Annotated in this window: 28 protein-coding genes; 20 read left to right on the top strand and 8 right to left on the bottom strand. The window is 54.3% G+C overall.

From position 1 onward, the window contains the following. Positions 1-15: 15 nt before the first annotated feature. From ACMGGH_RS03535 to argD, 3 genes are all read left to right on the top strand, one after another. A complete protein-coding gene (locus ACMGGH_RS03535) occupies positions 16-600 on the top strand; it encodes a putative adenosine monophosphate-protein transferase Fic (protein WP_028014650.1) in 585 nt (194 codons plus the stop codon). A gap of 30 nt (positions 601-630) precedes the next feature. Continuing rightward, positions 631-1,194: an aminodeoxychorismate synthase component 2 gene (gene pabA / locus ACMGGH_RS03530; protein ID WP_028014649.1), complete on the top strand. Its 564-nt coding sequence runs from the start codon at positions 631-633 to the stop codon at positions 1,192-1,194. Positions 1,195-1,280: 86 nt separating this feature from the next. Next, positions 1,281-2,501, top strand: a complete 1,221-nt coding sequence (argD, locus tag ACMGGH_RS03525) for a bifunctional acetylornithine/succinyldiaminopimelate transaminase (protein WP_193532537.1) — start codon at positions 1,281-1,283, stop codon at positions 2,499-2,501. Here argD and ACMGGH_RS03520 read toward each other — a convergent pair. Together ACMGGH_RS03520 and crp are read right to left on the bottom strand one after the other, a co-directional pair. After that, entirely contained in the window at positions 2,498-4,585 is a 2,088-nt protein-coding gene (locus ACMGGH_RS03520; RefSeq protein WP_059357226.1) for a YccS/YhfK family putative transporter, read from the bottom strand. The two genes, argD and ACMGGH_RS03520, sit on opposite strands and share 4 nt — an antisense overlap. 57 nt (positions 4,586-4,642) lie before the next feature. Then, a complete protein-coding gene (gene crp, locus ACMGGH_RS03515) occupies positions 4,643-5,275 on the bottom strand; it encodes a cAMP-activated global transcriptional regulator CRP (RefSeq protein WP_000242758.1) in 633 nt (210 codons plus the stop codon). 311 nt (positions 5,276-5,586) lie between these two features. Here crp and ACMGGH_RS03510 point away from each other — a divergent pair, with 311 nt between their 5' ends. Continuing rightward, complete coding sequence (locus ACMGGH_RS03510; protein ID WP_008503018.1) at positions 5,587-5,991, top strand: OsmC family protein; 405 nt, start codon at positions 5,587-5,589, stop codon at positions 5,989-5,991. 66 nt (positions 5,992-6,057) lie between these two features. Here the strand turns inward: ACMGGH_RS03510 and ACMGGH_RS03505 are convergent, their stop codons facing one another. The 4 genes from ACMGGH_RS03505 to ACMGGH_RS03490 all read right to left on the bottom strand — a co-directional run bounded on the left by ACMGGH_RS03505 (position 6,058) and on the right by ACMGGH_RS03490 (position 10,211). Continuing rightward, the gene (locus tag ACMGGH_RS03505) at positions 6,058-6,927 is read right to left on the bottom strand and encodes a phosphoribulokinase (protein WP_028014646.1); all 870 of its coding nucleotides are present in this window, start codon (positions 6,925-6,927) and stop codon (positions 6,058-6,060) included. A 30-nt stretch (positions 6,928-6,957) separates the two neighbouring features. Beyond that, the gene (locus ACMGGH_RS03500) at positions 6,958-7,176 is read right to left on the bottom strand and encodes a YheU family protein (RefSeq protein ID WP_013099053.1); all 219 of its coding nucleotides are present in this window, start codon (positions 7,174-7,176) and stop codon (positions 6,958-6,960) included. Continuing rightward, a complete protein-coding gene (locus ACMGGH_RS03495; RefSeq protein ID WP_045259342.1) occupies positions 7,173-8,195 on the bottom strand; it encodes a hydrolase in 1,023 nt (340 codons plus the stop codon). The genes ACMGGH_RS03500 and ACMGGH_RS03495 overlap by 4 nt, the downstream gene beginning before the upstream one ends. A 111-nt stretch (positions 8,196-8,306) precedes the next feature. Beyond that, positions 8,307-10,211, bottom strand: coding sequence for an ABC transporter ATP-binding protein (locus ACMGGH_RS03490; protein ID WP_232949161.1), 1,905 nt, complete (start codon positions 10,209-10,211; stop codon positions 8,307-8,309). Between the two features lie 132 nt (positions 10,212-10,343). Here ACMGGH_RS03490 and kefG point away from each other — a divergent pair, with 132 nt between their 5' ends. The 4 genes from kefG (at position 10,344) to slyD (ending at position 13,599) form a co-directional block, all read left to right on the top strand. Further along, positions 10,344-10,895: a glutathione-regulated potassium-efflux system ancillary protein KefG gene (gene kefG / locus ACMGGH_RS03485; RefSeq protein ID WP_006812200.1), complete on the top strand. Its 552-nt coding sequence runs from the start codon at positions 10,344-10,346 to the stop codon at positions 10,893-10,895. After that, positions 10,895-12,700 (top strand): glutathione-regulated potassium-efflux system protein KefB, encoded by a 1,806-nt coding sequence (kefB, locus tag ACMGGH_RS03480; protein WP_028014643.1) that lies wholly within the window; start codon positions 10,895-10,897, stop codon positions 12,698-12,700. The genes kefG and kefB overlap by 1 nt, the downstream gene beginning before the upstream one ends. Positions 12,701-12,713: 13 nt before the next feature. Further along, positions 12,714-12,914, top strand: coding sequence for a YheV family putative zinc ribbon protein (locus ACMGGH_RS03475; RefSeq protein ID WP_003861689.1), 201 nt, complete (start codon positions 12,714-12,716; stop codon positions 12,912-12,914). Between the two features lie 94 nt (positions 12,915-13,008). Further along, positions 13,009-13,599, top strand: coding sequence for a peptidylprolyl isomerase (slyD, locus tag ACMGGH_RS03470; protein WP_003861691.1), 591 nt, complete (start codon positions 13,009-13,011; stop codon positions 13,597-13,599). Positions 13,600-13,650: 51 nt separating this feature from the next. On the opposite strand, the gene ACMGGH_RS03465 is transcribed toward slyD, so the two are convergent. Further along, a complete protein-coding gene (locus ACMGGH_RS03465; protein WP_028014642.1) occupies positions 13,651-13,869 on the bottom strand; it encodes a protein SlyX in 219 nt (72 codons plus the stop codon). Between the two features lie 238 nt (positions 13,870-14,107). On the opposite strand from ACMGGH_RS03465, the gene fkpA reads away from it, so the two are divergent. The 11 genes from fkpA to bfr all read left to right on the top strand — a co-directional run bounded on the left by fkpA (position 14,108) and on the right by bfr (position 22,308). Beyond that, positions 14,108-14,929, top strand: coding sequence for an FKBP-type peptidyl-prolyl cis-trans isomerase (gene fkpA, locus ACMGGH_RS03460; RefSeq protein ID WP_023331457.1), 822 nt, complete (start codon positions 14,108-14,110; stop codon positions 14,927-14,929). A gap of 165 nt (positions 14,930-15,094) precedes the next feature. After that, positions 15,095-15,817: a helix-turn-helix transcriptional regulator gene (locus ACMGGH_RS03455; protein WP_014885489.1), complete on the top strand. Its 723-nt coding sequence runs from the start codon at positions 15,095-15,097 to the stop codon at positions 15,815-15,817. Further along, positions 15,817-16,203, top strand: a complete 387-nt coding sequence (gene tusD / locus ACMGGH_RS03450) for a sulfurtransferase complex subunit TusD (RefSeq protein ID WP_063438500.1) — start codon at positions 15,817-15,819, stop codon at positions 16,201-16,203. The genes ACMGGH_RS03455 and tusD overlap by 1 nt, the downstream gene beginning before the upstream one ends. Further along, a complete protein-coding gene (tusC, locus tag ACMGGH_RS03445) occupies positions 16,203-16,562 on the top strand; it encodes a sulfurtransferase complex subunit TusC (protein ID WP_028014639.1) in 360 nt (119 codons plus the stop codon). Before tusD ends, tusC begins: the two co-directional genes overlap by 1 nt. Positions 16,563-16,569: 7 nt before the next feature. Further along, complete coding sequence (gene tusB, locus ACMGGH_RS03440; RefSeq protein ID WP_041911943.1) at positions 16,570-16,857, top strand: sulfurtransferase complex subunit TusB; 288 nt, start codon at positions 16,570-16,572, stop codon at positions 16,855-16,857. Between the two features lie 124 nt (positions 16,858-16,981). Then, complete coding sequence (gene rpsL, locus ACMGGH_RS03435) at positions 16,982-17,356, top strand: 30S ribosomal protein S12 (RefSeq protein WP_000246815.1); 375 nt, start codon at positions 16,982-16,984, stop codon at positions 17,354-17,356. A gap of 96 nt (positions 17,357-17,452) precedes the next feature. Next, on the top strand, positions 17,453-17,923 hold the full coding sequence (gene rpsG / locus ACMGGH_RS03430; RefSeq protein ID WP_003861706.1) for a 30S ribosomal protein S7: 471 nt from the start codon (positions 17,453-17,455) through the stop codon (positions 17,921-17,923). A gap of 96 nt (positions 17,924-18,019) precedes the next feature. Then, entirely contained in the window at positions 18,020-20,134 is a 2,115-nt protein-coding gene (fusA, locus tag ACMGGH_RS03425; RefSeq protein WP_028014637.1) for an elongation factor G, read from the top strand. Between the two features lie 69 nt (positions 20,135-20,203). After that, positions 20,204-21,388, top strand: a complete 1,185-nt coding sequence (gene tuf / locus ACMGGH_RS03420; protein ID WP_014068448.1) for an elongation factor Tu — start codon at positions 20,204-20,206, stop codon at positions 21,386-21,388. 176 nt (positions 21,389-21,564) lie between these two features. Then, entirely contained in the window at positions 21,565-21,759 is a 195-nt protein-coding gene (bfd, locus tag ACMGGH_RS03415; RefSeq protein WP_003863268.1) for a bacterioferritin-associated ferredoxin, read from the top strand. Between the two features lie 72 nt (positions 21,760-21,831). Then, the gene (gene bfr, locus ACMGGH_RS03410) at positions 21,832-22,308 is read left to right on the top strand and encodes a bacterioferritin (RefSeq protein WP_028014636.1); all 477 of its coding nucleotides are present in this window, start codon (positions 21,832-21,834) and stop codon (positions 22,306-22,308) included. On the opposite strand, the gene ACMGGH_RS03405 is transcribed toward bfr, so the two are convergent. Beyond that, on the bottom strand, positions 22,292-22,765 hold the full coding sequence (locus ACMGGH_RS03405; protein ID WP_188246100.1) for a prepilin peptidase: 474 nt from the start codon (positions 22,763-22,765) through the stop codon (positions 22,292-22,294). The two genes, bfr and ACMGGH_RS03405, sit on opposite strands and share 17 nt — an antisense overlap. 381 nt (positions 22,766-23,146) lie before the next feature. On the opposite strand from ACMGGH_RS03405, the gene rpsJ reads away from it, so the two are divergent. Then, positions 23,147-23,458, top strand: coding sequence for a 30S ribosomal protein S10 (rpsJ, locus tag ACMGGH_RS03400; protein WP_001181005.1), 312 nt, complete (start codon positions 23,147-23,149; stop codon positions 23,456-23,458). Positions 23,459-23,460 lie beyond the last annotated feature (2 nt).

The following is a 23,460-nucleotide window of genomic DNA, read 5'->3' as shown; positions in this document are numbered from 1 at the left end:
TCAGGGAGGCGTTAATTGAAAAAACTCACCGATAAGCAAAAATCCCGTCTCTGGGAGCAACAGCGTAACGTCAATTTTCAGGCCAGTTGTCTCCTTGAAAAAGGTAATGGTCCTTCAGAGCCCGGCATTGAGACGCTGGAGCTTGGGCCTTCAGCGCCCGGGCTACCGCATCTGTGCCTCATTCATCGCCATCTGTATCACAGAGAGATGAAGCAGGCAGGCGAATTCCGTACCGACGATATTTTTAAGGGTGACATTCCCTTCTGCCATTTTGAGTACATCGAGACGATGGGTAACGAACTGATGGCGGCGCTGGAAAGTGATAAGTATCTTGTGGGTCTTGAAAAAGCGGCGTTTGTTGAAAAAGTGAGCCATTACTACTGTGAAATCAATATGCTGCATCCCTTTATGCGCGGTAATGGCATAGCTCAGCGCGTCTTCTTTGAGCAGCTGGCCATCCACGCGAATTACGCGCTGGACTGGCGGGATATTGATCCCGAGCAGTGGGTGGCGGCGAACCGAAGCGGTGCCACGGGCGATTTGACCGCGCTGAGCGCTATCTTTGCCAAAGTAGTGAGCGAAGCGCGGGAATCTGAGTAGAATAGGGCGGCATTTTTTTCGGGAGCCGCCATGATTCTGCTGATTGATAACTACGATTCCTTCACCTGGAACCTTTACCAGTATTTTTGTGAACTGGGTGCAGAGGTGGTTGTCCGCCGCAACGACGAACTTAGCCTGTCTGATATTGAGACGCTGGCTCCGCAGAAAATCGTCATTTCGCCGGGACCGTGTACGCCGTCGGAATCGGGCATTTCTCTGGAGGTTATTCACCACTATGCCGGCAGGCTGCCGATCCTGGGCGTCTGTCTCGGTCATCAGGCGATTGCCCAGGCATTTGGGGCTACCATCGTGCGTGCCGCGAAAGTGATGCACGGCAAAACCTCGCCGGTCACCCACACCGGCACGGGCGTATTCACAGGGCTCAATAACCCGTTAACCGTGACGCGCTACCATTCGCTGGTGATTGACCCACCGACGCTGCCCGACTGCTTTGACGTGACCGCCTGGAGCGATACGCAGGAGATCATGGGGATTCGCCACCGCGAGTGGGATCTCGAAGGCGTGCAGTTCCACCCTGAAAGTATCCTCAGCGAGCAGGGGCACGCCCTGCTGGCAAATTTCCTCAATCGCTGAATATCTGTTGCCTTGTTGTGAGTTTTTATGCATATTTTGTGATTATATTTTCACAATGAATGTGACATAAAATGGATGGGCATGACATGGCAACTGAACAACCAGCAATTACCCGCGCGACATTCGATGAAGTGATTCTGCCGATTTATGCACCGGCTGAGTTTATCCCGGTGAAGGGGAAAGGCAGCCGCGTCTGGGATCAGCAGGGCAAGGAGTATGTGGATTTCGCTGGCGGTATTGCGGTCACGGCGCTGGGCCACTGCCATCCTGCGCTGGTGGACGCGCTGAAAACCCAGGGTGAAACCCTGTGGCACACCAGCAACGTGTTCACCAACGAACCTGCGCTGCGCCTGGGCCGCAAGATCATTGATGCCACGTTTGCCGAGCGCGTGCTGTTTATGAACTCCGGCACCGAAGCCAACGAAACCGCCTTTAAGCTGGCGCGCTACTACGCAACTACGCGCCACAGCCCGTACAAAACTAAAATCATCGCCTTCCATAACGCCTTCCACGGGCGCTCCTTCTTTACCGTCTCCGTTGGCGGCCAGCCGAAGTATTCCGACGGCTTCGGTCCGAAACCAGCCGACATTATCCACGTGCCGTTTAACGATCTGCACGCGGTGAAAGCGGTGATGGACGACCACACCTGCGCGGTGGTGGTGGAGCCGATTCAGGGCGAAGGCGGCGTGACCGCGGCAACCCCGGAATTCCTGAAAGGGCTGCGCGAACTGTGCGACGAACATCAGGCGCTACTGGTGTTTGATGAAGTGCAGTGCGGGATGGGGCGTACCGGAGAGCTGTTTGCCTACATGCACTACGGCGTGACGCCGGATATTCTGACCAGCGCCAAAGCGCTCGGCGGCGGTTTTCCGGTGAGTGCGGTACTGACGACGCAGGAGATCGCCTCTGCGTTCCACGTCGGGTCTCACGGCTCGACCTACGGCGGTAACCCGCTGGCGAGCGCCGTGGCGGGTGCCGCGTTCGACATCATCAACACCCCTGAGGTGCTAAACGGCGTTAGCGCGAAACGCGAGCTGTTTGTGCAGCATCTCCAGCAGATTAACAATAAGTACGACGTCTTCAGCGAGATCCGCGGCATGGGGCTGCTGATTGGTGCGGAACTTAAGCCGCAGTACAAAGGCCGCGCGCGCGATTTCCTGCACGCAGCCGCTCGCGAAGGGGTGATGGTGCTCAACGCCGGGCCGGACGTGATGCGTTTTGCGCCGTCGCTGGTAGTGGAAGAGAAAGATATTGACGACGGGTTAACCCGCTTTGCCGCGGCGGTCGAGAAGATCGTAAAAGGCTAATACTCGGTTCGCTTTAACCGCCGCGTTAACCAAATGCCGTGATGCGGGCGCTGACGCCATGCCACCGACGAAATGGTGTGCATGGTGTTCAGATGTCCCAGCACGCGCTGCAAATGCTGCTCCAGGGTGCTCATCGGGCCGTGGGTCAGCGTCTCCGGTGCCTCCAGAATGTTCGAATCCCCCGACTCACCCGGCGCGTCATACTCCAGACGCTGCTGACACCGCTGCAGGGCAATTTCACAGGACTGCAAATAGCGCTGCGCCAGATCCGGCGTCAGCATGGTGTGCTCGCGCGCCAGCGTGGTCATGGCGTTAATGTGCTCGACGATAAACTGGCTGTGCGTGACCCACAGCTTCATATCGGCAAGATAGTGTGAGTTAAAGCCCGGCTCCTGCATCGCCTGGTTGAGCGAGTTAAACAGGGCGTTGTGCGCCTGGTTGACCTTCATCCGCTGATACGCCAGCGGGGAAGGCTGCGGATCGTCGCTCAGGATCAGTCGAATGGCCTGCTGATCGGCCTCCAGCGCGTCGTGGGCGTTCTGCCTCAGCAGCCCGCTCTGCCACTGCGGCCACAGCCAGACCATGCCCCCAAAGGCGATCAGGCAGCCAATTAGCGTGTCGATCAGGCGGGCAACGATGAACTGTTCGCCGTTAAGCGTCAGCAGCTGCAGGGTATATACCGCCGTCACCGTAAAGCCCACCATTGCCCAGCCGTAGTTTTTGCGAATGATTAGATAGCTTACCAGGGTGACCACCAGCATCCCTGCCAGGGTATAGCCCTCGGGCACGTGAAAATGCAGCGTCACGCCCGCAATAATCAGCCCCGCCATCGTGCCGCCTGCCCGGTGCAGAATGCGCACCCGCGTGGCGCCATAGCCGTTCTGGGTAACAAACAGCACGGTCATTAAGATCCAGTAGGGTTTCGGCAGGTGGAGCGCCATGCCCATCAGGCTGGCGATACTGAGCATGACGCTAATCCTTGCAGCGTTGCGCAGAGCGGAAGATTTGAGAGACAGGTAGCTTCTCAGCGCCGGCAGCAGCGGCAGACGTTTCTGTTTATCCGCCATCAGGTCACGGGAATAAAGCGGGCGCTGGGTGCGCAGCACGCGGGCGATGCGGCTGAAGTGCCAGGCGGCAAACTGGCCGACCGGGTTATCCGGGTGCTGACGGGCAATTTTCTCCAGCGCGCCGAGCTGTTTGTCCATGTTAAAGCGCGTGGGGTAGCGGTGGTAGAGAATATCATCGGCCAGCACCCGCAGGCGCGCGGAGACGGTCTGCGCGTTCCAGCGGATCACCGCTTCGGCATGGCTGCGCTCAACCAGCTTTTGCACCTCCTGCGGGTGGTGAAGGCTAACGGAGATATGCTCCTGAAGATCCAGCCCCACCTGAAAGGTGCGCAACAGCCGTTTATATTCGTGGTTCTTGTTGGCGGCGAGCATATGCAGCTGCTGATAGCACTGGCTTATCAGGTCTACCACCTTTTGCTGGCGCGTCAGCAGCGGCGGTAAGGATTTTTCCGGATCCGTATGCTGGGTGAGCAGGGTGTATTTGGCTTCACAGTAATCCGCAAGCTGCACGTAGAGCAGGCTCAGAGATTCGCGCAGCGGCTGCTCCCGCCACAGCCAGAACCAGAACCAGTTAAACAGCCCGTACCACAGCGTGCCGAGGGCGTAGATCAGCAGCGGCTCCCACACGGGCATATTACCGGCGAGGCTCAGGGTGAAGATGGCCGCAATGAGTGACGCGGGAAGCAGCCGGGCATGGAGCGAGCTGATTTCGGCGGTGACGCCGAGGGTCATCGCCAGCACGGTCAGGATCAGCGGCAGGGGAATATCGCGAGCCAGCAGAAGCTGCACCGCGAGGCTACAGCCAGCAAACAGCGAGCCGCCAATTATCAGACGTTTGAAAAAGCGTTTATGGGGCGTGTCCAGACCGGCAATGTTGCAGCAGGCGGGGACGAGAGAAAACAGCAGGCCCTGCTGAAGATGTCCCAGGATCAGGCCCACGGCCACGGGAAGACACAGCACCAGCGTTTGTCGTAGTGCGTAGTTAACTTCCGGGTGATAGATCAGCCTGCGCCACATGGGGAAAAGAGACAAAAACGGCGTGACACCTCGCGATGGCACGCCGTTTAGGCAGGATTAACGGGTTCCGTAAACCACGATGGTTTTACCGTGGGCGGAGATCAGGTTTTGATCTTCCAGCATTTTCAGAATACGGCCCACCGTTTCGCGGGAGCAACCGACGATCTGACCGATTTCCTGACGGGTAATTTTAATTTGCATGCCGTCCGGGTGGGTCATCGCGTCTGGCTGTTTCGCCAGGTTCAGCAGAGTCTGCGCAATACGGCCAGTCACGTCCAGGAAGGCGAGGTTACCCACTTTCTCTGACGTCACCTGCAGACGGCGCGCCATCTGGGAAGAAAGACGCATCAGGATGTCAGGGTTTACCTGAATCAACTGACGGAATTTCTTATAAGAAATTTCAGCCACTTCACATGCTGTCTTTGCACGAACCCAGGCGCTACGTTCCTGGCCTTCTTCAAACAGGCCCAGTTCACCGATAAAATCGCCCTGGTTCAGATAGGAAAGGATCATCTCTTTGCCTTCCTCATCTTTGATCAGCACTGCCACCGAGCCTTTGACGATGTAATACAACGTTTCCGCTTTTTCACCCTGGTGAATCAGCGTGCTCTTCGATGGGTACTTATGAATGTGGCAATGAGACAAGAACCATTCGAGAGTCGGGTCTGTTTGCGGTTTGCCAAGCACCATGCGCTGTTATCCTCTGTTATAAGCTGTCACCAGAGTCATCAGATGCATCCGGACTCTGGGGTTGCAATCGAATTCTTACCCATACCCTGGGAAGTCGGCTGTCGTAACGTTTCGCAGCCAGTAAAGTTTGATGTCCTCTGCATACATGTGTAACGTCAATGTATTACTGTAGCATCCTGAGTGTTTTAGCATAGCTTTTGCCGCGTGTCTCCTGGTGTCTCGCTTCAGCATGATGCAGGTCGCCTTCCATTGCGAGAAATGTAACGCACGCGTAATCTGTCACCAAAAATGCAACGTTGGAGTTAATGAATATGCAAGCGCGCGTGAAGTGGGTTGAAGGTTTAACGTTCCTGGGCGAGTCCGCATCAGGACACCAGATTTTGATGGATGGTAACTCCGGCGATAAAGCTCCAAGCCCAATGGAAATGGTGCTGATGGCGGCAGGCGGATGCAGCGCGATCGACGTGGTGTCGATTCTGCAAAAAGGCCGTCATGACGTGACGGATTGCGAGGTTAAACTCACCTCAGAGCGTCGCGAAGAGGCGCCACGCCTGTTCACCCACATTAATCTGCACTTTGTTGTCACCGGGAAAGAACTGAAAGACGCGGCGGTCTCACGCGCGGTGGATCTCTCTGCGGAGAAATACTGCTCTGTGGCGTTAATGCTGGAGAAAGCGGTAAAAATCACCCATTCGTATGAAGTGATCGAGGCTTAATTATTGGGGCATCGTGCGTGTTGATGCCCTCACCCTAACCCTCTCCCACGGGGAGAGGGAACATGTTCACGCGATCTGTTTCCCTTCCATCAGTCGCTCCACCAGCGGCGTCATGATCAGCTCCATTGCCAGCCCCATTTTTCCACCGGGAACCACTAACGTATTCATGTGGGAAATAAACGAGCCCTGCAGCATCGCCAGCAGCCAGGGGTAATCAATGCCTTCAAGATTGCGGAAGTGGATCACCACAAAGCTCTCATCCAACGACGGGATGCTTTTCGCCGCGAACGGATTGGAAGTGTCCACCGTCGGCACGCGCTGGAAGTTAATGTGCGTGCGGGAGAACTGCGGCGTGAGATAGTTGATGTAATCTTCCATGGAGCGCACCACCGAGTCCATTACCGCCTCGCGCGAATGGCCGCGCTCGCTCATGTCGCGCGTCAGCTTCTGGATCCACTCCAGGTTAACGATCGGCACCACCCCGACCAGCAGATCCACATGGCGCGCCACGTCGTGCTGAGGTGTGACAACGCCGCCGTGCAATCCTTCATAAAACAGCACGTCGGTGGGTTCCGGCAGCGGTTGCCAGGGGGTAAAGGTGCCCGGCACCTGGTTCCAGGGTACGGCTTCGTCATATGTGTGCAGATACTTACGGGACTGCCCGGTACCGCTCTGACCGTATTCGCGGAAGGTTTGCTCCAGCAGGCCGAAATCATTGGCTTCCGGGCCAAAGTAGCTGATGTGTTTACCCAAATCGCGTGCCTTGCGGATCGCCATGTCCATCTCAGGCCGCGTATAGCGGTGAAAGCTGTCGCCTTCGACCTCCGCCGAACGGAGATTCAGCTGGGCGAAAATCTTGCGAAAAGCGAGGCTGGTGGTGGTGGTTCCCGCACCACTCGACCCCGTAACGGCAATAATGGGATGTCTGGCAGACATAGCAACTCCCTGACGGAAAAGGTTGGAAGATCAGCCGTGAAACGCGTTGCGGGGCATGATATTGACCGTCTCATGCAGTTCTGACCACACCAGCACCACGTCGCCGCTTTTCAGCTGGCGTTTTACATCGTTGACCTTTTGCTCAAGCGAACGCTCATGTTCACCATAATCGGTGCCTTCGCGTAATACAAAGCTTTCAATCAGATTATCGAGCGTTTCGGGAGCCAGATCCTGCCAGGGAATGATCATTTTGCACCATCCAGATAAGGAGTCAGCCAGTCAGGAATGCGCGCTTCCAGCCACATTTTCGGCCTGCGCAGCGTGCCGCCGATGAACCCCACGTGGCCACCATGTTCGGTCAGCTGGTAGTGAACGTTGTCAGGCAGGAATTCCTGCGCGGGAATAGAGTGATGATCCATGAACGGGTCATCTTTGGCGTGAATGATCAGCGTCGGCTGCGTGATTTTGCTGAGCAGCGGCATGGCGCTGCACTGTCGGTAATAGTCGATAGCATCGGCGAAGCCGTGAATTTTGGCGGTGATCAGATCGTCGAATTCGCGGATGCAGCGAACCTTTTTCAGCTGGCGCAGGCTTACCGGCAGGGTATCCGGATAGGCCTTCAGCTTTCGCGCCGCGTTGGCTTTCAGCAGGTTGAGCAGATAGCGCTGATAGACGCGAGAAAAGCCTTTTTCCATGTGGTAGCTGCACTGCTCCAGCATAAACGGTGCGGAGACAATCACTGCTGCATTCAGCGGTACGCTGTCGCCCTCTTTGGCCAGCAGACAGGCGAGCATATTACCGCCCAGCGAGTAGCCCACGGCGGCCGTTGGCGCGGCGCCATAATTTTCCCGCAGCCAGTGCAGAAACCACGTGCCATCTTCGGTTTCACCCGAGTGATAAATGCGTTTCTGACGATTCGGCTCGCCGCTACAGCCGCGAAAATGCATCACCACGCCGAGCCAGCCGCGCGCTTTGGCGGCCTCAATTAACCCATGCGCATACGGACTGTGCAGGCTGCCTTCTAAACCGTGAAAAACCACCAGACGCGGCTTATGAAGAGCCTGTTCCGGCGCTTCGCTCCAGGCGAGATCCAGAAAATCACCGTCCGGCAGATCGAGCCGTTGCCAGTGCGGAGTGAACTGGACCTTGCGGCGGATCAGCCGCGGCAGCATGGTCTGCAAATGGCAGTTGGTCACGCCGCGCATGGGCACGAACTCGGTGCTGTCTTCGGCTGTAATGTCGAAGTCTGATGGAATGATTTGGGTCATAAGGACGATGCTGATTCTTGTCAGAAATTCACTATACTTTCCGAATTGTACCCCGTTTAGCCTGGATTTCCGAACCAGAGATAGATTCCGTTCGCACAACGGGGTAAAAATTCAGTCTGCCTGCAGCATCGCTTCCAGCTGTTCCTGCGCGTCCAGCCATGCCATTTCGCACTCTTCGAGGCTGGATTTGGCTTTCGCCTGCGTTTGCAGACAATCCGTTAGCTCCGCTTTACGGCTCTGATCGTACAGATCGCTGTCGCCCAGCTTCTCTTCGACGGCGGCAAGCGTGGCGTTGAGCTTTTCCATCTCTTTTTCAAGACGGGCAATCTCTTTACGCAGCGGCTGGGTCTGGGTGCGCAGTTCCGCTTCGCGGCGCTTCTGGTCTTTACGCGACTGTGCGCTGTTGACGTTGTCTTTCGCTGACTCTTCCGGCTGGTTTTCCTGCTTTTGTACGTCCGTCAGCCACTGCTGGTAGTCTTCAAGATCGCCGTCGAACGGTTCGACTTTGCCACCGTGTACCAGGTAGAGATCGTCGGTGGTGGAGCGGATCAGGTGGCGATCGTGCGACACGACAACCAGTGCGCCTTCGAACTCAATCAGCGCTTCGGTCAGCGCCTGACGCATGTCGAGATCCAGGTGGTTGGTCGGTTCATCGAGCAGCAGCAGGTTGGGTCTCTGCCAGACGATCAGCGCCAGCACCAGACGGGCTTTTTCGCCGCCCGAGAAACGCTCGGTGTTTTCGGTCACCTTATCGCCCTGGAAGCCGAAGCCGCCGAGGTAGTCGCGCAGCTTCTGCTCCATTTCCTGCGGGGCAAGACGCGACAGATGCTGAATCGGCGATTCATCCGCGCGTAAAAATTCCAGCTGATGCTGGGCGAAATAGCCAAGCTTAATGCCTTTCGCCAGGCCGATTTCACCGCTGGTTGGGTTAAGCTCGCCCGCGAGCAGCTTAATTAACGTTGATTTACCGGCGCCGTTGCGCCCCAGCAGGCCAATGCGCGAACCCGGCACCAGGTTAAGCTTGATAGAGTCGAGGATGATGCGATCGCCATAGCCTGCGCTCACTTTTTCCATTTTCAGCAGCGGGTTCGGCAGGCTTTCCGGCGCGCGGAAGCTGAAGTGGAACGGGTTATCCACGTGTGCCGGGGCGATCATCTCCATGCGTTCCAGCATTTTAATGCGGCTCTGGGCCTGCTTGGCTTTTGACGCTTTAGCTTTGAAGCGATCCACGAAGCTCTGCAGGTGCGCCACGCGCTGCTGTTGGCTTTCATACATCGACTGCTGCTGAGCAAGGCGCGTCGCGCGCTGGCGCTCGAAGGAGCTGTAGTTGCCGGTGTACTCGAACATGGTTTGCTGTTCGATATGAATGATTTTATCCACCACCGGGTCGAGGAAGTCGCGGTCGTGGGAGATGAGAATCAGAGTGCCCTGATAGCTCTTGAGCCACTTCTCGAGCCAAATAACCGCATCGAGATCGAGGTGGTTGGTCGGTTCATCGAGCAGGAGCAGGTCTGAGCGGCAGATCAGCGCCTGCGCCAGGTTGAGGCGCATGCGCCAGCCGCCGGAGAAGTCACTTACCGGGCGTTCAAGCTGTTCATTGCTGAAGCCCAGGCCGTGCAGCAGGCTGGAGGCGCGGGAGCGAATGGTCCACGCGTCGATGGCGTCCAGCTTGCCGTGAACGGTAGCGATGGCGTGACCGTCGTTGCGCTCGTTGGCCGCGTTGAGTTCCGCTTCGATCTTACGGTATTCGCGATCGCCGTCGATAACATAGTCGAGCGCCGGTTCGCTCAGGGCTGGCGTCTCCTGGTTTACCCACGCGAGCTGCCAGTTCCCCGGGAAGGTAAAGTTACCACCATCCGCGCTAATCTCGTTTTTCAGCAGCGCCAGCAGGGTGGATTTACCGCAGCCGTTTTTGCCGACCAGACCCACTTTCTGGCCCGGGTTGATGGTAGCAGTGGCGTTATCCAGCAGGACGCGCACGCCGCGACGAATTTGTAACGAGGAGAAAACAATCATAGAAGCGCCGTATGTTCCGACTATGTTAATTTGTCATTATGATAATGTAAGGTGTGGGCCATTTTCCCCACCGGGCCGCCATGGTAGCCCAAAACGACAACAATACACAAAAACAGAACCGGGAGGGGAGTGATGTCTCAGACAGCGAAAGTGCTGCTGCTGTATGCCCATCCGGAATCTCAGGATTCGGTGGCGAACCGGGTGCTGCTTAAGCCGGCCACACAGCTCAGTAACGTCACGGTGCACGATCTCTACGCGCACTATCCTGATTTCTTTATCGATATTCCTTACGAGCAGGAACTGCTGCGTCAGCATGACGTGATTGTATTTCAGCATCCGCTCTATACCTACAGCTGTCCGGCACTGCTGAAAGAGTGGCTGGACCGCGTGCTGAGCCGGGGCTTTTCCAGCGGGGTGGGGGGCAACCAGCTGGCGGGAAAGTATTGGCGGAGCGTCATTACCACCGGTGAACCCGAAAGCGCTTACCGTCACGACGGGCTGAACCGCTATCCCATGAGCGACATCCTGAGGCCGTTCGAGCTGACGGCGGCCATGTGCCGCATGCACTGGATGAGCCCGATTATTGTTTACTGGGCGCGGCGTCAGGACCCGAAAGCGCTCGCAAGCCACGCCAGAGCCTACGGCGAATGGCTGGCATCACCGATTCCGGCAGGAGGTCGTTAATGGAAGGATCGAATTTACTCCTCGCCGGGGTGCTATTTTTATTTGCCGCCGTCGTCGCGGTGCCGCTTGCCGCCCGTATCGGCATCGGGGCGGTGCTGGGGTATTTGCTCGCAGGGATCGCCATTGGCCCATGGGGACTGGGTTTCATCAGCGACGTGGATGAAATTCTCCACTTCTCGGAGCTCGGCGTGGTGTTCCTGATGTTCATCATCGGCCTCGAACTGAACCCCTCGAAGCTGTGGCAGCTTCGACGCTCTATCTTTGGCGTGGGCGCCGCGCAGGTGCTGTTTAGCGCCGCGATTCTGGCTGGCCTGTTAATGCTGACCAACTTTTCCTGGCAGGCGGCGGTGATTGGCGGGATTGGTCTCGCAATGTCGTCGACGGCGATGGCGCTGCAGCTGATGCGCGACAAGGGGATGAACCGCAATGAAGCCGGACAGCTGGGCTTTTCGGTGCTGTTGTTCCAGGATTTAGCGGTGATCCCGGCGCTGGCACTGGTGCCGCTGCTGGCGGGCTCGGGCGACGATCACTTCGACTGGGCAAAAATTTCCATGAAGGTGCTGGCCTTCGCGGGCATGCTGATTGGCGGACGTTTCCTGTTACGTCCGGTGTTCCGCTTTATTGCCGCCTCGGGCGTGCGCGAGGTGTTTACCGCCGCGACGCTGCTGCTGGTGCTCGGCTCGGCGCTGTTTATGGACGCGCTGGGGCTGTCGATGGCGCTGGGCACCTTTATTGCCGGCGTGCTGCTGGCGGAGAGTGAATATCGGCACGAACTGGAAATTGCCATCGATCCCTTCAAAGGGCTGCTGTTAGGCCTGTTCTTTATTTCGGTGGGAATGGCGCTCAATCTTGGCGTGCTTTATACCCATTTGCTCTGGGTTGCGGTGAGTGTTGCGATCCTGGTGGCGGTGAAAATGCTGGTGCTGTACGTCATGGCACGTATCTACGGGTTGCGCAGTTCTGAACGCATGCAGTTTGCCAGCGTGTTGAGCCAGGGTGGTGAGTTTGCGTTTGTGCTGTTCTCCACCGCCTCCTCCCAGAAGCTGTTTAAAGATGACCAGATGGCGCTGCTGCTGGTGACGGTAACGCTGTCGATGATGACCACGCCTCTGCTGATGAAGATGGTGGATAAACTGCTGTCGCGCCGCCTGAATCCGGCAGACGATGAAGATGAAGCGCCGTGGGTAGAAGACGATAAGCCGCAGGTGATCGTCGTGGGCTTCGGCCGCTTCGGGCAGGTGATTGGCCGCCTGTTGATGGCGAACAAAATGCGCATTACGGTGCTGGAGCGCGATATCAGCGCGGTCAACCTGATGCGCAAATATGGCTACAAGGTCTATTACGGCGATGCCACCCAGCTTGAGCTTCTGCGCTCGGCCGGGGCGGAAGCCGCGGAGTCTATCGTCATCACCTGCAACGATCCGGAAGATACAATGAAGCTGGTGGAGCTATGTCAGCAGCACTTCCCGCACCTGAATATTCTGGCGCGTGCCCGGGGGCGTGTTGAAGCTCACGAATTGTTGCAGGCAGGTGTGAAACACTTCTCCCGTGAGACGTTCTCCAGTGCGCTGGAACTGGGGCGCAAGGCGTTAATCTCCCTGGGGATGCATCCTCACCAGGCGCAGCGCGCCCAGATGCACTTCCGCCGGCTGGATATGCGCATGCTGCGCGAATTAATGCCTGTACATAGCGATACGGCGCAGATCTCCCGCGTGCGGGAAGCGCGGCGCGAGCTGGAGGAGATCTTTCAGCGAGAGATGCAACAGGAACGACGCCAGCTCGACGGCTGGGATGAATTTGAATAAAAGGTAACGAAAGATGGCTGTACGTAAACGCTTTATCGCGGGCGCAAAGTGCCCGTCTTGCCAGGCTCAAGATACGCTGGCCATGTGGCGCGAAAATAATATTGATATAGTTGAGTGCGTTAAGTGCGGTCACCAGATGCGTGAGGCTGACAAAGAAGCACGCGATCACGTTCGCAAAGAAGAGCAAGTGATCGGCATTTTTCATCCAGACTAGCGATATGCTCTGAGTTTTTTTAAGCTTAAGGGTACACGGGTGCAGATTTCCGCTACAATCTGCGCCAGCAATTTTCCCACGCTCAGGAGATATCATGAAAGTAGCAAAAGACCTGGTGGTCAGCCTGGCCTATCAGGTACGTACAGAAGACGGTGTGTTGGTTGATGAGTCTCCGGTGAGTGCGCCGCTGGACTACCTGCATGGTCACGGTTCCCTGATTTCCGGCCTGGAAACTGCGCTGGAAGGTCATGAAGTTGGCGATAAATTCGACGTTGCTGTAGGCGCGAACGACGCTTACGGTCAGTATGACGACAACCTGGTTCAGCGCGTTCCTAAAGACGTGTTCATGGGCGTTGACGAGCTGCAGGTTGGCATGCGCTTCCTGGCTGAAACTGACCAGGGGCCGGTTCCTGTTGAAATCACTGAAGTTGAAGACGATCACGTCGTGGTTGACGGCAACCACATGTTGGCTGGCCAGAACCTGAAGTTCAACGTAGAAGTTGTTGCGATCCGTGAAGCGACCGAAGAAGAGCTGGCTCATGGCCACGTTCACGGTGCTCATGGTCACGACCATGATCACGATCACGGCCACGACGGCTGCTGCGGTGGTCACGGCCACGACCATGGTCATGACCACGGCCACGGTAAAGGTGGTTGCGGCAACGGCGGCTGCGGTTGCCACTAATTCCGTCATGCGGAAAATAAAAAAGCGGGATAATCCCGCTTTTTTTACGCCTCAATAATGAGGTGGTGGCGTCTCTTCCGACTGAGAGGCAATATTTGACGGCTGCGTCGCCTTCAGCTTTTCCGTCAGCAGGCGCATATGATCCCGCAGTTTCGCCATTTCGAGTTCGTGCGCGGTCACGGTCTGGTTAAGCTCTTCGATGGTGATGTCCTGAAAAGCCAGGCGGCTTTCCAGCTCAGCCATTCTCGCTTCTATCATTGTGTCCTTCATCATTCACCTCGTTTATATCTGATACGCCATATTGGCCCAGCGGCGGCGCAGTTTAACTGAGTTTATCCTTAAGTGCAGTCTCTATCCCGTTGGCAAGAAACTTATTTAAACAAAAATAGTCTGAAAAGTGGCGAGAATTGGAAGTGTCTGTCTGTAGATTTCTTCCGCAACGTTTTATAGTACGTCACTCATTTACGTTTAACGCTGGGGTGAGAGTCCCCAGGCCCTGGAGATATGGATGAAATCACTGTTTAAAGTAACGCTGCTGGCGACGACGATGGCTGTTGCACTGAACGCGCCGCTGTCATTCGCTGCTGATACTGCTGCGAAGCCTGCTGCCACTGCAGACAGCAAAGCGGCGTTCAAAAATGACGACCAGAAATCCGCCTACGCACTGGGCGCATCTCTGGGCCGCTACATGGAAAACTCTCTGAAAGAACAAGAGAAACTGGGCATCAAACTGGACAAAGCCCAGCTGATCGCGGGTGTTCAGGACGCCTTTGCTGATAAGAGCAAACTGTCTGACCAGGAAATCGAACAGACTCTGCAGGCGTTCGAAGCGCGCGTGAAGGGTGCCGCTCAGACCAAGATGGAAGCGGACGCTAAAGACAACGAAGCGAAAGGCAAAGCCTACCGCGACACCTTTGCTAAAGAGAAGGGTGTGAAAACCTCTTCTACTGGTCTGGTGTACAAAGTTGAGAAAGAAGGTACTGGTGATGCGCCTAAAGACAGCGACACCGTTGTGGTGAACTACAAAGGTACGCTGATCGACGGTAAAGAGTTCGACAACTCTTACACCCGTGGTGAACCTCTTTCCTTCCGTCTTGACGGTGTGATCCCAGGCTGGACTGAAGGCCTGAAAAACATCAAAAAAGGCGGCAAAATCAAGCTGGTTATCCCACCGGATCTGGCCTATGGCAAAACTGGCGTTCCGGGTATCCCGGCTAACTCCACGCTGGTCTTCGACGTAGAGCTGCTGGACATCAAACCAGCGCCGAAAGCGGATGCGAAACCGGAAGCGCAGGCAGATCAGAAAGCTGCGACAGACGCTAAGAAGTAATGTGATGCAAACCGCCGCCTTTTAAGGCGGCGGTTTTTTATTGTGGGGCAGATATAATTAACACTGGAAAGCGTTAGGCACGCTGTATTAATTTAGTTGTCCGTGTAGATAATGAGCCTGCCCTGAAAACCTAACGACAGGCTCCTGAAAAGGAGTGTTTTTTTCATGTCCAGGTCGCTTTTAACCAACGAAACCAGTGAACTTGATTTGCTGGATCAACGTCCTTTTGACCAGACCGACTTCGATATTCTGAAATCCTATGAAGCGGTAGTGGACGGGTTAGCGATGCTCATTGGTTCCCACTGCGAAATCGTATTGCACTCCCTGCAAGATCTGAAGTGTTCCGCCATCCGCATTGCTAATGGTGAGCATACCGGCCGTAAAATTGGTTCGCCAATTACCGACCTTGCATTGCGTATGTTGCATGACATGACCGGCGCGGACAGCAGCGTCTCAAAATGTTATTTCACCCGCGCCAAAAGCGGCGTGCTGATGAAATCAGAAACCATCGCGATTCGAAATCGCGAGCATCGTGTGATTGGGCTGCTGTGCATCAACATGAACCTTGATGTGCCATTCTCGCAGATCATGAGCACCTTTATTCCGCCAGAAACGCCAGACGTTGGCTCTTCTGTTAACTTTGCCTCCTCCGTTGAAGATCTCGTCACGCAGACGCTTGAGTTCACCATTGAAGAGGTCAATGCTGACCGCAACGTATCGAACAACGCCAAGAATCGCCAGATCGTACTCAATCTCTACGAGAAAGGGATTTTCGACATTAAAGATGCCATCAACCAGGTGGCCGATCGTTTGAACATCTCCAAGCATACGGTTTACCTCTACATCCGTCAGTTCAAAAGCGGCGATTTCGTGGGGCAAGATAAGTAATGCGTTTTGCATTAATGGTGACGGGCCCGGCGTATGGGACTCAACAGGCCAGCAGCGCGCTGCAGTTTGCGCATGCGCTGCTGGCGGCCGGACACGAACTGGCGAGCGTCTTCTTCTATCGGGAAGGGGTGTATAACGCGAACCAGTTTACGTCGCCGGCGAGCGACGAGTTTGATCTGGTCCGCGCCTGGCAGGCGTTAAATGAAAAGCAGGGCGTTGAGCTGCATATCTGCGTGGCGGCGGCGTTGCGTCGCGGCGTGACGGATGCAGCCGAAGCCGAGCGCCTGGGGTTTTCAGGCGCTAACCTGCAGCCTGGTTTTTCGTTGAGTGGTCTGGGCGCATTGGCTCAGGCGGCGTTAACCTGCGACAGAGTGGTGCAATTCTGATGAAGCGTGTGGCATTTGTTTTTACTTCTGCGCCGCACGGCAGCACCTCTGGCCGCGAAGGCCTGGATGCGCTGCTTGCGACATCGGCGTTAACAGAAGATATCGGTGTCTTCTTTCTGGGGGACGGCGTGCTTCAGCTTCTGGCGGGCCAACAGCCGCAGGCCATTCTGGCGCGCGACTACATCGCCACCTTCAAAGTGCTGCCGCTTTACGATATCGAAACCTGCTATGTCTGTGCCGACTCTTTAACGGCGCGCGGTTTAAGCGACAAGACGCCTTTTGTGCTGGATGTGACGACCTTACCTGCCGCAGCACTGCGTGAACAACTATCCCACTACGACACCATTCTGACTTTCTGAGGCTTCCATGCTCCATATTCTCAGCCATTCACCATGGCAATGTGATATCGACACGCTGTTGAGCATGCTGCGCGAAGGTGACGATCTGCTGCTGATTCAGGATGGCGTGCTCGCTGCACTTGAAGGTGGACGTTTCGTTGAAATTCTCACGAATGCCCCCATAACGGTCTCTGCGCTGAAGGACGATCTGGATGCGCGGGGTCTTTCTGGTCAAATTTCAGCCAAAATTGACGTGGTTGGCTATACTGATTTCGTCAATCTTACTGTGACGCACGCCAGTCAAATGAACTGGTGATTTGAGATCGCTGTATATTTCTTGACACCTTTTCGACGTAGCCCTAAAATTTCGCGTCCTCATATTGTATGAGGTCGTTTTATTACGTGTTTACGAAGCAAAAGCTAAAACCAGGAGCTATTTAATGGCAACAGTTAACCAGCTGGTACGCAAACCACGTGCACGCAAAGTTGCAAAAAGCAACGTGCCTGCGCTGGAAGCCTGCCCGCAGAAACGTGGCGTATGTACTCGTGTATATACCACCACTCCTAAAAAACCAAACTCCGCACTGCGTAAAGTATGCCGTGTGCGTTTGACTAACGGTTTCGAAGTGACTTCCTACATCGGTGGTGAAGGTCACAACCTGCAGGAGCACTCCGTGATCCTGATCCGTGGCGGTCGTGTTAAAGACCTTCCGGGTGTTCGTTACCACACCGTTCGTGGTGCGCTGGACTGCTCAGGTGTTAAAGACCGTAAGCAGGCTCGCTCCAAGTACGGCGTGAAGCGTCCTAAGGCTTAATGGTTCTCCGTTAAGTAAGGCCAAACTGATTTATCTTAATGTCAAACTAAACTCGTAGAGTTTTGGACAATCCTGAATTAACAACGGAGTATTCCCATGCCACGTCGTCGCGTCATTGGTCAGCGTAAAATTCTTCCAGATCCGAAGTTCGGATCAGAACTGCTGGCAAAATTTGTAAATATCCTGATGGTAGATGGTAAAAAATCTACTGCAGAAGCAATCGTATACAGCGCGCTGGAGACCCTGGCTCAGCGTTCTGGTAAAAATGAACTGGAAGCTTTCGAAGTCGCTCTCGACAACGTTCGCCCAACTGTAGAAGTTAAGTCCCGCCGTGTTGGTGGTTCTACTTATCAGGTTCCAGTTGAAGTTCGTCCGGTTCGTCGTAATGCCCTGGCAATGCGTTGGATCGTTGAAGCTGCTCGTAAACGCGGTGATAAATCCATGGCTCTGCGTCTGGCGAACGAACTTTCTGATGCTGCAGAAAACAAAGGTACTGCAGTTAAGAAACGTGAAGACGTTCACCGTATGGCAGAAGCCAACAAGGCGTTCGCACACTACCGTTGGTAATCCCTTCGGAGTATTAGTCACCAGGCGGGCGCTTCAGAGAAGCTGCCCGCTCTGGGTAACTTAACTGAACGCCTAAAGAAACAAACGAGGAATCAAATGGCTCGTACAACACCCATCGCACGCTACCGTAACATCGGTATCAGTGCGCACATCGACGCCGGTAAGACCACTACTACCGAACGTATTCTGTTCTACACCGGTGTAAACCATAAAATCGGTGAAGTTCATGACGGCGCAGCCACCATGGACTGGATGGAACAGGAGCAGGAGCGTGGTATTACCATCACCTCCGCAGCGACTACTGCATTCTGGTCAGGTATGGCTAAGCAGTACGAACCGCATCGCGTAAACATCATCGACACCCCGGGCCACGTTGACTTCACCATCGAAGTAGAACGTTCCATGCGTGTTCTTGACGGCGCGGTAATGGTTTATTGCGCAGTTGGTGGTGTTCAGCCACAGTCTGAAACCGTATGGCGTCAGGCGAACAAATATAAAGTTCCACGCATCGCGTTCGTTAACAAAATGGACCGTATGGGTGCTAACTTCCTGAAAGTTGTTGGCCAGATCAAAACCCGTCTGGGCGCGAACCCTGTTCCGCTGCAGCTGGCAATTGGTGCTGAAGAAGGCTTCACCGGCGTTATCGACCTGGTGAAAATGAAAGCCATCAACTGGAACGATGCAGACCAGGGCGTTACCTTCGAATACGAAGATATCCCGGCTGAGATGCAGGACCTGGCTGACGAATGGCACCAGAACCTGATCGAATCCGCTGCTGAAGCTTCTGAAGAGCTGATGGAGAAATACCTGGGTGGTGAAGAACTGTCTGAAGAAGAGATCAAAAAAGCTCTGCGTCAGCGCGTTCTGAACAACGAAATCATCCTGGTAACCTGTGGTTCTGCGTTCAAGAACAAAGGTGTTCAGGCGATGCTGGATGCGGTAGTTGACTACCTGCCATCCCCGGTTGACGTTCCTGCGATCAACGGCATCCTGGACGACGGTAAAGATACTCCGGCTGAGCGTCACGCAAGTGATGACGAGCCGTTCTCTGCACTGGCGTTCAAAATTGCTACCGACCCATTCGTGGGTAACCTGACCTTCTTCCGCGTTTACTCTGGTGTGGTTAACTCTGGTGACACCATCCTGAACTCCGTGAAAGCGGCGCGTGAACGTTTTGGCCGTATCGTACAGATGCACGCTAACAAACGTGAAGAGATCAAAGAAGTTCGTGCGGGCGACATCGCTGCAGCTATCGGTCTGAAAGACGTGACCACTGGTGACACCCTGTGTGACCCGGATCACCCGATCATTCTGGAGCGTATGGAATTCCCTGAGCCGGTAATCTCCATCGCGGTTGAACCAAAAACCAAAGCTGACCAGGAAAAAATGGGTCTGGCTCTGGGCCGTCTGGCGAAAGAAGACCCATCATTCCGCGTATGGACTGATGAAGAATCTAACCAGACCATCATCGCTGGTATGGGTGAACTGCACCTGGACATCATCGTTGACCGTATGAAGCGTGAATTCAACGTTGAAGCGAACGTGGGTAAACCTCAGGTTGCTTACCGCGAAGCGATTCGCGCGAAAGTTACCGATGTTGAAGGTAAACACGCTAAGCAGTCTGGTGGTCGCGGTCAGTACGGTCACGTTGTGATCGACATGTACCCACTGGAGCCGGGCTCTAACCCGAAAGGTTACGAGTTCATCAACGACATCAAAGGTGGTGTAATTCCTGGCGAATACATCCCAGCCGTTGATAAAGGCATCCAGGAACAGCTGAAAGCGGGCCCTCTGGCTGGCTATCCGGTTGTTGACATGGGTATCCGTCTGCACTTCGGTTCTTACCACGACGTTGACTCCTCTGAACTGGCGTTTAAACTGGCTGCGTCTATTGCCTTTAAAGAAGGCTTTAAGAAAGCAAAACCAGTTCTGCTTGAGCCAATCATGAAGGTTGAAGTAGAAACTCCTGAAGAGAACACCGGTGACGTTATCGGTGACTTGAGCCGTCGTCGCGGTATGCTGCGTGGTCAGGAATCCGAAGTAACTGGCGTTAAGATCCACGCTGAAGTTCCGCTGTCTGAAATGTTCGGATATGCAACTCAGCTGCGTTCTCTGACCAAAGGTCGTGCATCATACACCATGGAATTCCTGAAGTATGATGATGCGCCTAACAACGTTGCTCAGGCCGTTATTGAAGCCCGTGGTAAGTAATCCACAGGATTAAAACCTAAGTCCCGTGCTCTCTCCAGAGGGGAGAGCACTATAGTAAGGAATATAGCCGTGTCTAAAGAAAAATTTGAACGTACAAAACCGCACGTCAACGTTGGTACTATCGGCCACGTTGACCATGGTAAAACTACCCTGACCGCTGCAATCACTACCGTTCTGGCTAAAACCTACGGTGGTTCTGCTCGTGCATTCGACCAGATCGATAACGCGCCAGAAGAAAAAGCTCGTGGTATCACCATCAACACCTCTCACGTTGAGTACGACACCCCGACTCGCCACTACGCACACGTAGACTGCCCAGGCCACGCCGACTATGTTAAAAACATGATCACCGGTGCTGCGCAGATGGACGGCGCGATCCTGGTTGTTGCTGCGACTGACGGCCCAATGCCTCAGACTCGTGAGCACATCCTGCTGGGTCGTCAGGTAGGCGTTCCTTTCATCATCGTGTTCCTGAACAAATGCGACATGGTTGATGACGAAGAGCTGCTGGAACTGGTAGAGATGGAAGTTCGTGAACTGCTGTCTCAGTACGATTTCCCGGGCGACGACACTCCAATCGTTCGCGGTTCCGCGCTGAAAGCGCTGGAAGGCGAAGCAGAGTGGGAAGCGAAAATCATCGAACTGGCTGGCTTCCTGGATTCTTACATCCCAGAACCAGAGCGTGCGATTGACAAGCCATTCCTGCTGCCAATCGAAGACGTATTCTCCATCTCCGGTCGTGGTACCGTTGTTACCGGTCGTGTAGAGCGCGGTATCATCAAAGTTGGTGAAGAAGTTGAAATCGTTGGTATCAAAGAGACTGCGAAGTCTACCTGTACTGGCGTTGAAATGTTCCGCAAACTGCTGGACGAAGGCCGTGCTGGTGAGAACGTTGGTGTTCTGCTGCGTGGTATCAAACGTGAAGAAATCGAACGTGGTCAGGTTCTGGCGAAGCCAGGCTCAATCAAGCCACACACCAAGTTCGAATCTGAAGTGTACATTCTGTCCAAAGACGAAGGCGGCCGTCATACTCCGTTCTTCAAAGGCTACCGTCCACAGTTCTACTTCCGTACAACTGACGTGACCGGTACCATCGAACTGCCAGAAGGCGTAGAGATGGTAATGCCAGGCGACAACATCAAGATGGTTGTGACTCTGATCCACCCAATCGCGATGGACGACGGTCTGCGTTTCGCAATCCGTGAAGGCGGCCGTACCGTTGGCGCGGGCGTTGTTGCTAAAGTTCTGGGCTAATTAATTATCCCTGAATAAAAAAGGACGCTTCGGCGTCCTTTTTTGTTTTCTGTACCTTTCCTTGTCACAAAATTTCGCATTTTTTAACCGCTCCCGGCCCGTATCCTGGCGTATGTGCTATTGTAATCATAACCATTCTCACTTACACTTTGCGCATATTTTGAACGGGAGTCTCTATGTACGTTTGTTTATGTAATGGTGTAAGCGACAAAAAAATTCGTCAGGCCGTTCGCCAGTTTCAGCCACAATCTTTCCAGCAGCTTCGCAAATTTGTTCCGGTGGGAAATCAATGCGGTAAATGCGTTCGCGCAGCGCGTGAGATCATGCAGGACGAACTGATGCAGATCCCGGAATTCAAAGAGATCGCGTAAGCCTCTATCTTTTTTTTGACATCCCCGTAGCCCGTTCTACGCTTCAATGAGTGGAAGCGGAGGGACTATATAATGAAAGGTGATGTTAAAATCATAAGTTATCTCAATAAATTATTGGGAAATGAGCTTGTCGCAATCAACCAGTACTTTCTTCACGCGAGAATGTTTAAAAACTGGGGTCTGACACGTCTGAATGACGTTGAGTACCATGAATCTATAGATGAGATGAAACACGCCGATAAATACATCGAGCGTATCTTATTCCTTGAAGGCATCCCAAACCTGCAGGATCTCGGCAAGTTGGGCATCGGAGAAGATGTTGAAGAGATGCTGCGTTCTGACCTCCGGCTGGAACTTGAAGGTGCCAAAGATCTCCGTGAAGCCATTGCCTATGCTGACAGCGTACATGACTACGTCAGCCGCGATATGATGATCCAGATCCTGGCCGATGAAGAAGGCCACATTGACTGGCTGGAAACCGAGCTGGATCTCATTAGCAAAATTGGCCTTCAGAACTACCTACAGTCTCAGATCAAAGTGGAAAATTAATCAGATTTTCCCATCCAACGCATAAACCCGCTGCTGCCAGAAATGGTCCAAAAGGCAGTGGGTTTTTTAATGCTCCTTTATCTGAGGTGAGAAACGAAAAAACAAGAATGCAAAGCAGCGCCATAAGCGCGGCGAGTAACGCCAGTTTAGGCAGTATGCACCAGCCATGCCACGCACCAAGTCCTGCCAGATACTTCACATCGCCATATCCCATTCCTTCCCGCCGGCAGATAAGCCGATAGCCCCAGTAAATCGTGGCAAAACCAAGATATCCAGCCACCGCCCCCATTACGGCACTCGGCAGAAAATCAGGATGGATAAAGACCTGGTAGAGCAGGCCCGTCCAGAGCAGCGGGCAGAGAAATTTATCGGGCAGCAAACCGTCGCGAATATCAGCGCGTACGAGTAAGGCCGTCAGAGAAAAATAGATCATCAGGAAGGGGAGGGTGGTTAGCATGGAAAAGGCCTCAAAAGGTTTTGAGCGCATACTCGTTACAATCTGCCTGTCCGGCAACGCACAAAAACAGCAATTGCGTAGCGGCTTCAAATAAAAAAAATCAGAAAGGATATATGGCGTAAAAAGTTGCGCAGTCCTACGCATACTGAGCCTTTGACGCTTAATTTCTAAACGGCACTTGCGTCTTTCTCTGATTTACGTATAATGCGCGGGCTTGTCGTAATTGACGGCGGGTTCAATCAGAACCAGAGTAGCTCATTTTGTTACTCAACAATGCTCCCAATTGGGGGGCTACGTAAGAACGGTTACACTCTCCCATCAATCGTAATGGGTTTGAGGAGTAATCATTTTCGTTTATAAAATAATTGGAGCTCTGGTCTCATGCAGAACCAAAGAATCCGTATCCGCCTTAAAGCGTTTGATCATCGTCTGATCGATCAATCAACCGCGGAAATCGTCGAGACTGCTAAGCGCACTGGTGCGCAAGTCCGTGGTCCGATCCCGCTGCCGACCCGCAAAGAGCGCTTCACCGTTCTGATCTCCCCGCACGTCAACAAAGACGCGCGCGATCAGTACGAAATCCGCACTCACAAGCGTCTGGTTGACATCGTTGAGCCAACTGAGAAAACCGTTGATGCTCTGATGCGTCTGGATCTGGCTGCCGGTGTAGACGTGCAGATCAGCCTGGGTTAATC

Source organism: Enterobacter sp. BNK-16, from assembly GCF_048684955.1.
Classification (GTDB): domain Bacteria; phylum Pseudomonadota; class Gammaproteobacteria; order Enterobacterales; family Enterobacteriaceae; genus Enterobacter; species Enterobacter bugandensis.
Note: the sequence above shows the minus strand (reverse complement) of the source record. Positions and strands in the feature narration are given on the sequence as shown.

Coding starts and splice junctions, on each gene's coding strand:
- ACMGGH_RS03465 (WP_028014642.1), bottom strand. CDS start 13,869: ATGAAGGACACAATGATAGAAGCGAGAATGGCTGAGCTGGAAAGCCGC.
- slyD (WP_003861691.1), top strand. CDS start 13,009: ATGAAAGTAGCAAAAGACCTGGTGGTCAGCCTGGCCTATCAGGTACGT.
- tusC (WP_028014639.1), top strand. CDS start 16,203: ATGAAGCGTGTGGCATTTGTTTTTACTTCTGCGCCGCACGGCAGCACC.
- ACMGGH_RS03500 (WP_013099053.1), bottom strand. CDS start 7,176: ATGATCATTCCCTGGCAGGATCTGGCTCCCGAAACGCTCGATAATCTG.
- kefG (WP_006812200.1), top strand. CDS start 10,344: ATGTCTCAGACAGCGAAAGTGCTGCTGCTGTATGCCCATCCGGAATCT.
- ACMGGH_RS03505 (WP_028014646.1), bottom strand. CDS start 6,927: ATGTCTGCCAGACATCCCATTATTGCCGTTACGGGGTCGAGTGGTGCG.
- kefB (WP_028014643.1), top strand. CDS start 10,895: ATGGAAGGATCGAATTTACTCCTCGCCGGGGTGCTATTTTTATTTGCC.
- ACMGGH_RS03455 (WP_014885489.1), top strand. CDS start 15,095: ATGTCCAGGTCGCTTTTAACCAACGAAACCAGTGAACTTGATTTGCTG.
- bfr (WP_028014636.1), top strand. CDS start 21,832: ATGAAAGGTGATGTTAAAATCATAAGTTATCTCAATAAATTATTGGGA.
- pabA (WP_028014649.1), top strand. CDS start 631: ATGATTCTGCTGATTGATAACTACGATTCCTTCACCTGGAACCTTTAC.
- rpsL (WP_000246815.1), top strand. CDS start 16,982: ATGGCAACAGTTAACCAGCTGGTACGCAAACCACGTGCACGCAAAGTT.
- ACMGGH_RS03475 (WP_003861689.1), top strand. CDS start 12,714: ATGGCTGTACGTAAACGCTTTATCGCGGGCGCAAAGTGCCCGTCTTGC.
- rpsJ (WP_001181005.1), top strand. CDS start 23,147: ATGCAGAACCAAAGAATCCGTATCCGCCTTAAAGCGTTTGATCATCGT.
- ACMGGH_RS03510 (WP_008503018.1), top strand. CDS start 5,587: ATGCAAGCGCGCGTGAAGTGGGTTGAAGGTTTAACGTTCCTGGGCGAG.
- ACMGGH_RS03490 (WP_232949161.1), bottom strand. CDS start 10,211: ATGATTGTTTTCTCCTCGTTACAAATTCGTCGCGGCGTGCGCGTCCTG.
- fkpA (WP_023331457.1), top strand. CDS start 14,108: ATGAAATCACTGTTTAAAGTAACGCTGCTGGCGACGACGATGGCTGTT.
- rpsG (WP_003861706.1), top strand. CDS start 17,453: ATGCCACGTCGTCGCGTCATTGGTCAGCGTAAAATTCTTCCAGATCCG.
- ACMGGH_RS03405 (WP_188246100.1), bottom strand. CDS start 22,765: ATGCTAACCACCCTCCCCTTCCTGATGATCTATTTTTCTCTGACGGCC.
- tusD (WP_063438500.1), top strand. CDS start 15,817: ATGCGTTTTGCATTAATGGTGACGGGCCCGGCGTATGGGACTCAACAG.
- tusB (WP_041911943.1), top strand. CDS start 16,570: ATGCTCCATATTCTCAGCCATTCACCATGGCAATGTGATATCGACACG.
- ACMGGH_RS03520 (WP_059357226.1), bottom strand. CDS start 4,585: ATGTGGCGCAGGCTGATCTATCACCCGGAAGTTAACTACGCACTACGA.
- bfd (WP_003863268.1), top strand. CDS start 21,565: ATGTACGTTTGTTTATGTAATGGTGTAAGCGACAAAAAAATTCGTCAG.
- argD (WP_193532537.1), top strand. CDS start 1,281: ATGGCAACTGAACAACCAGCAATTACCCGCGCGACATTCGATGAAGTG.
- ACMGGH_RS03495 (WP_045259342.1), bottom strand. CDS start 8,195: ATGACCCAAATCATTCCATCAGACTTCGACATTACAGCCGAAGACAGC.
- crp (WP_000242758.1), bottom strand. CDS start 5,275: ATGGTGCTTGGCAAACCGCAAACAGACCCGACTCTCGAATGGTTCTTG.
- fusA (WP_028014637.1), top strand. CDS start 18,020: ATGGCTCGTACAACACCCATCGCACGCTACCGTAACATCGGTATCAGT.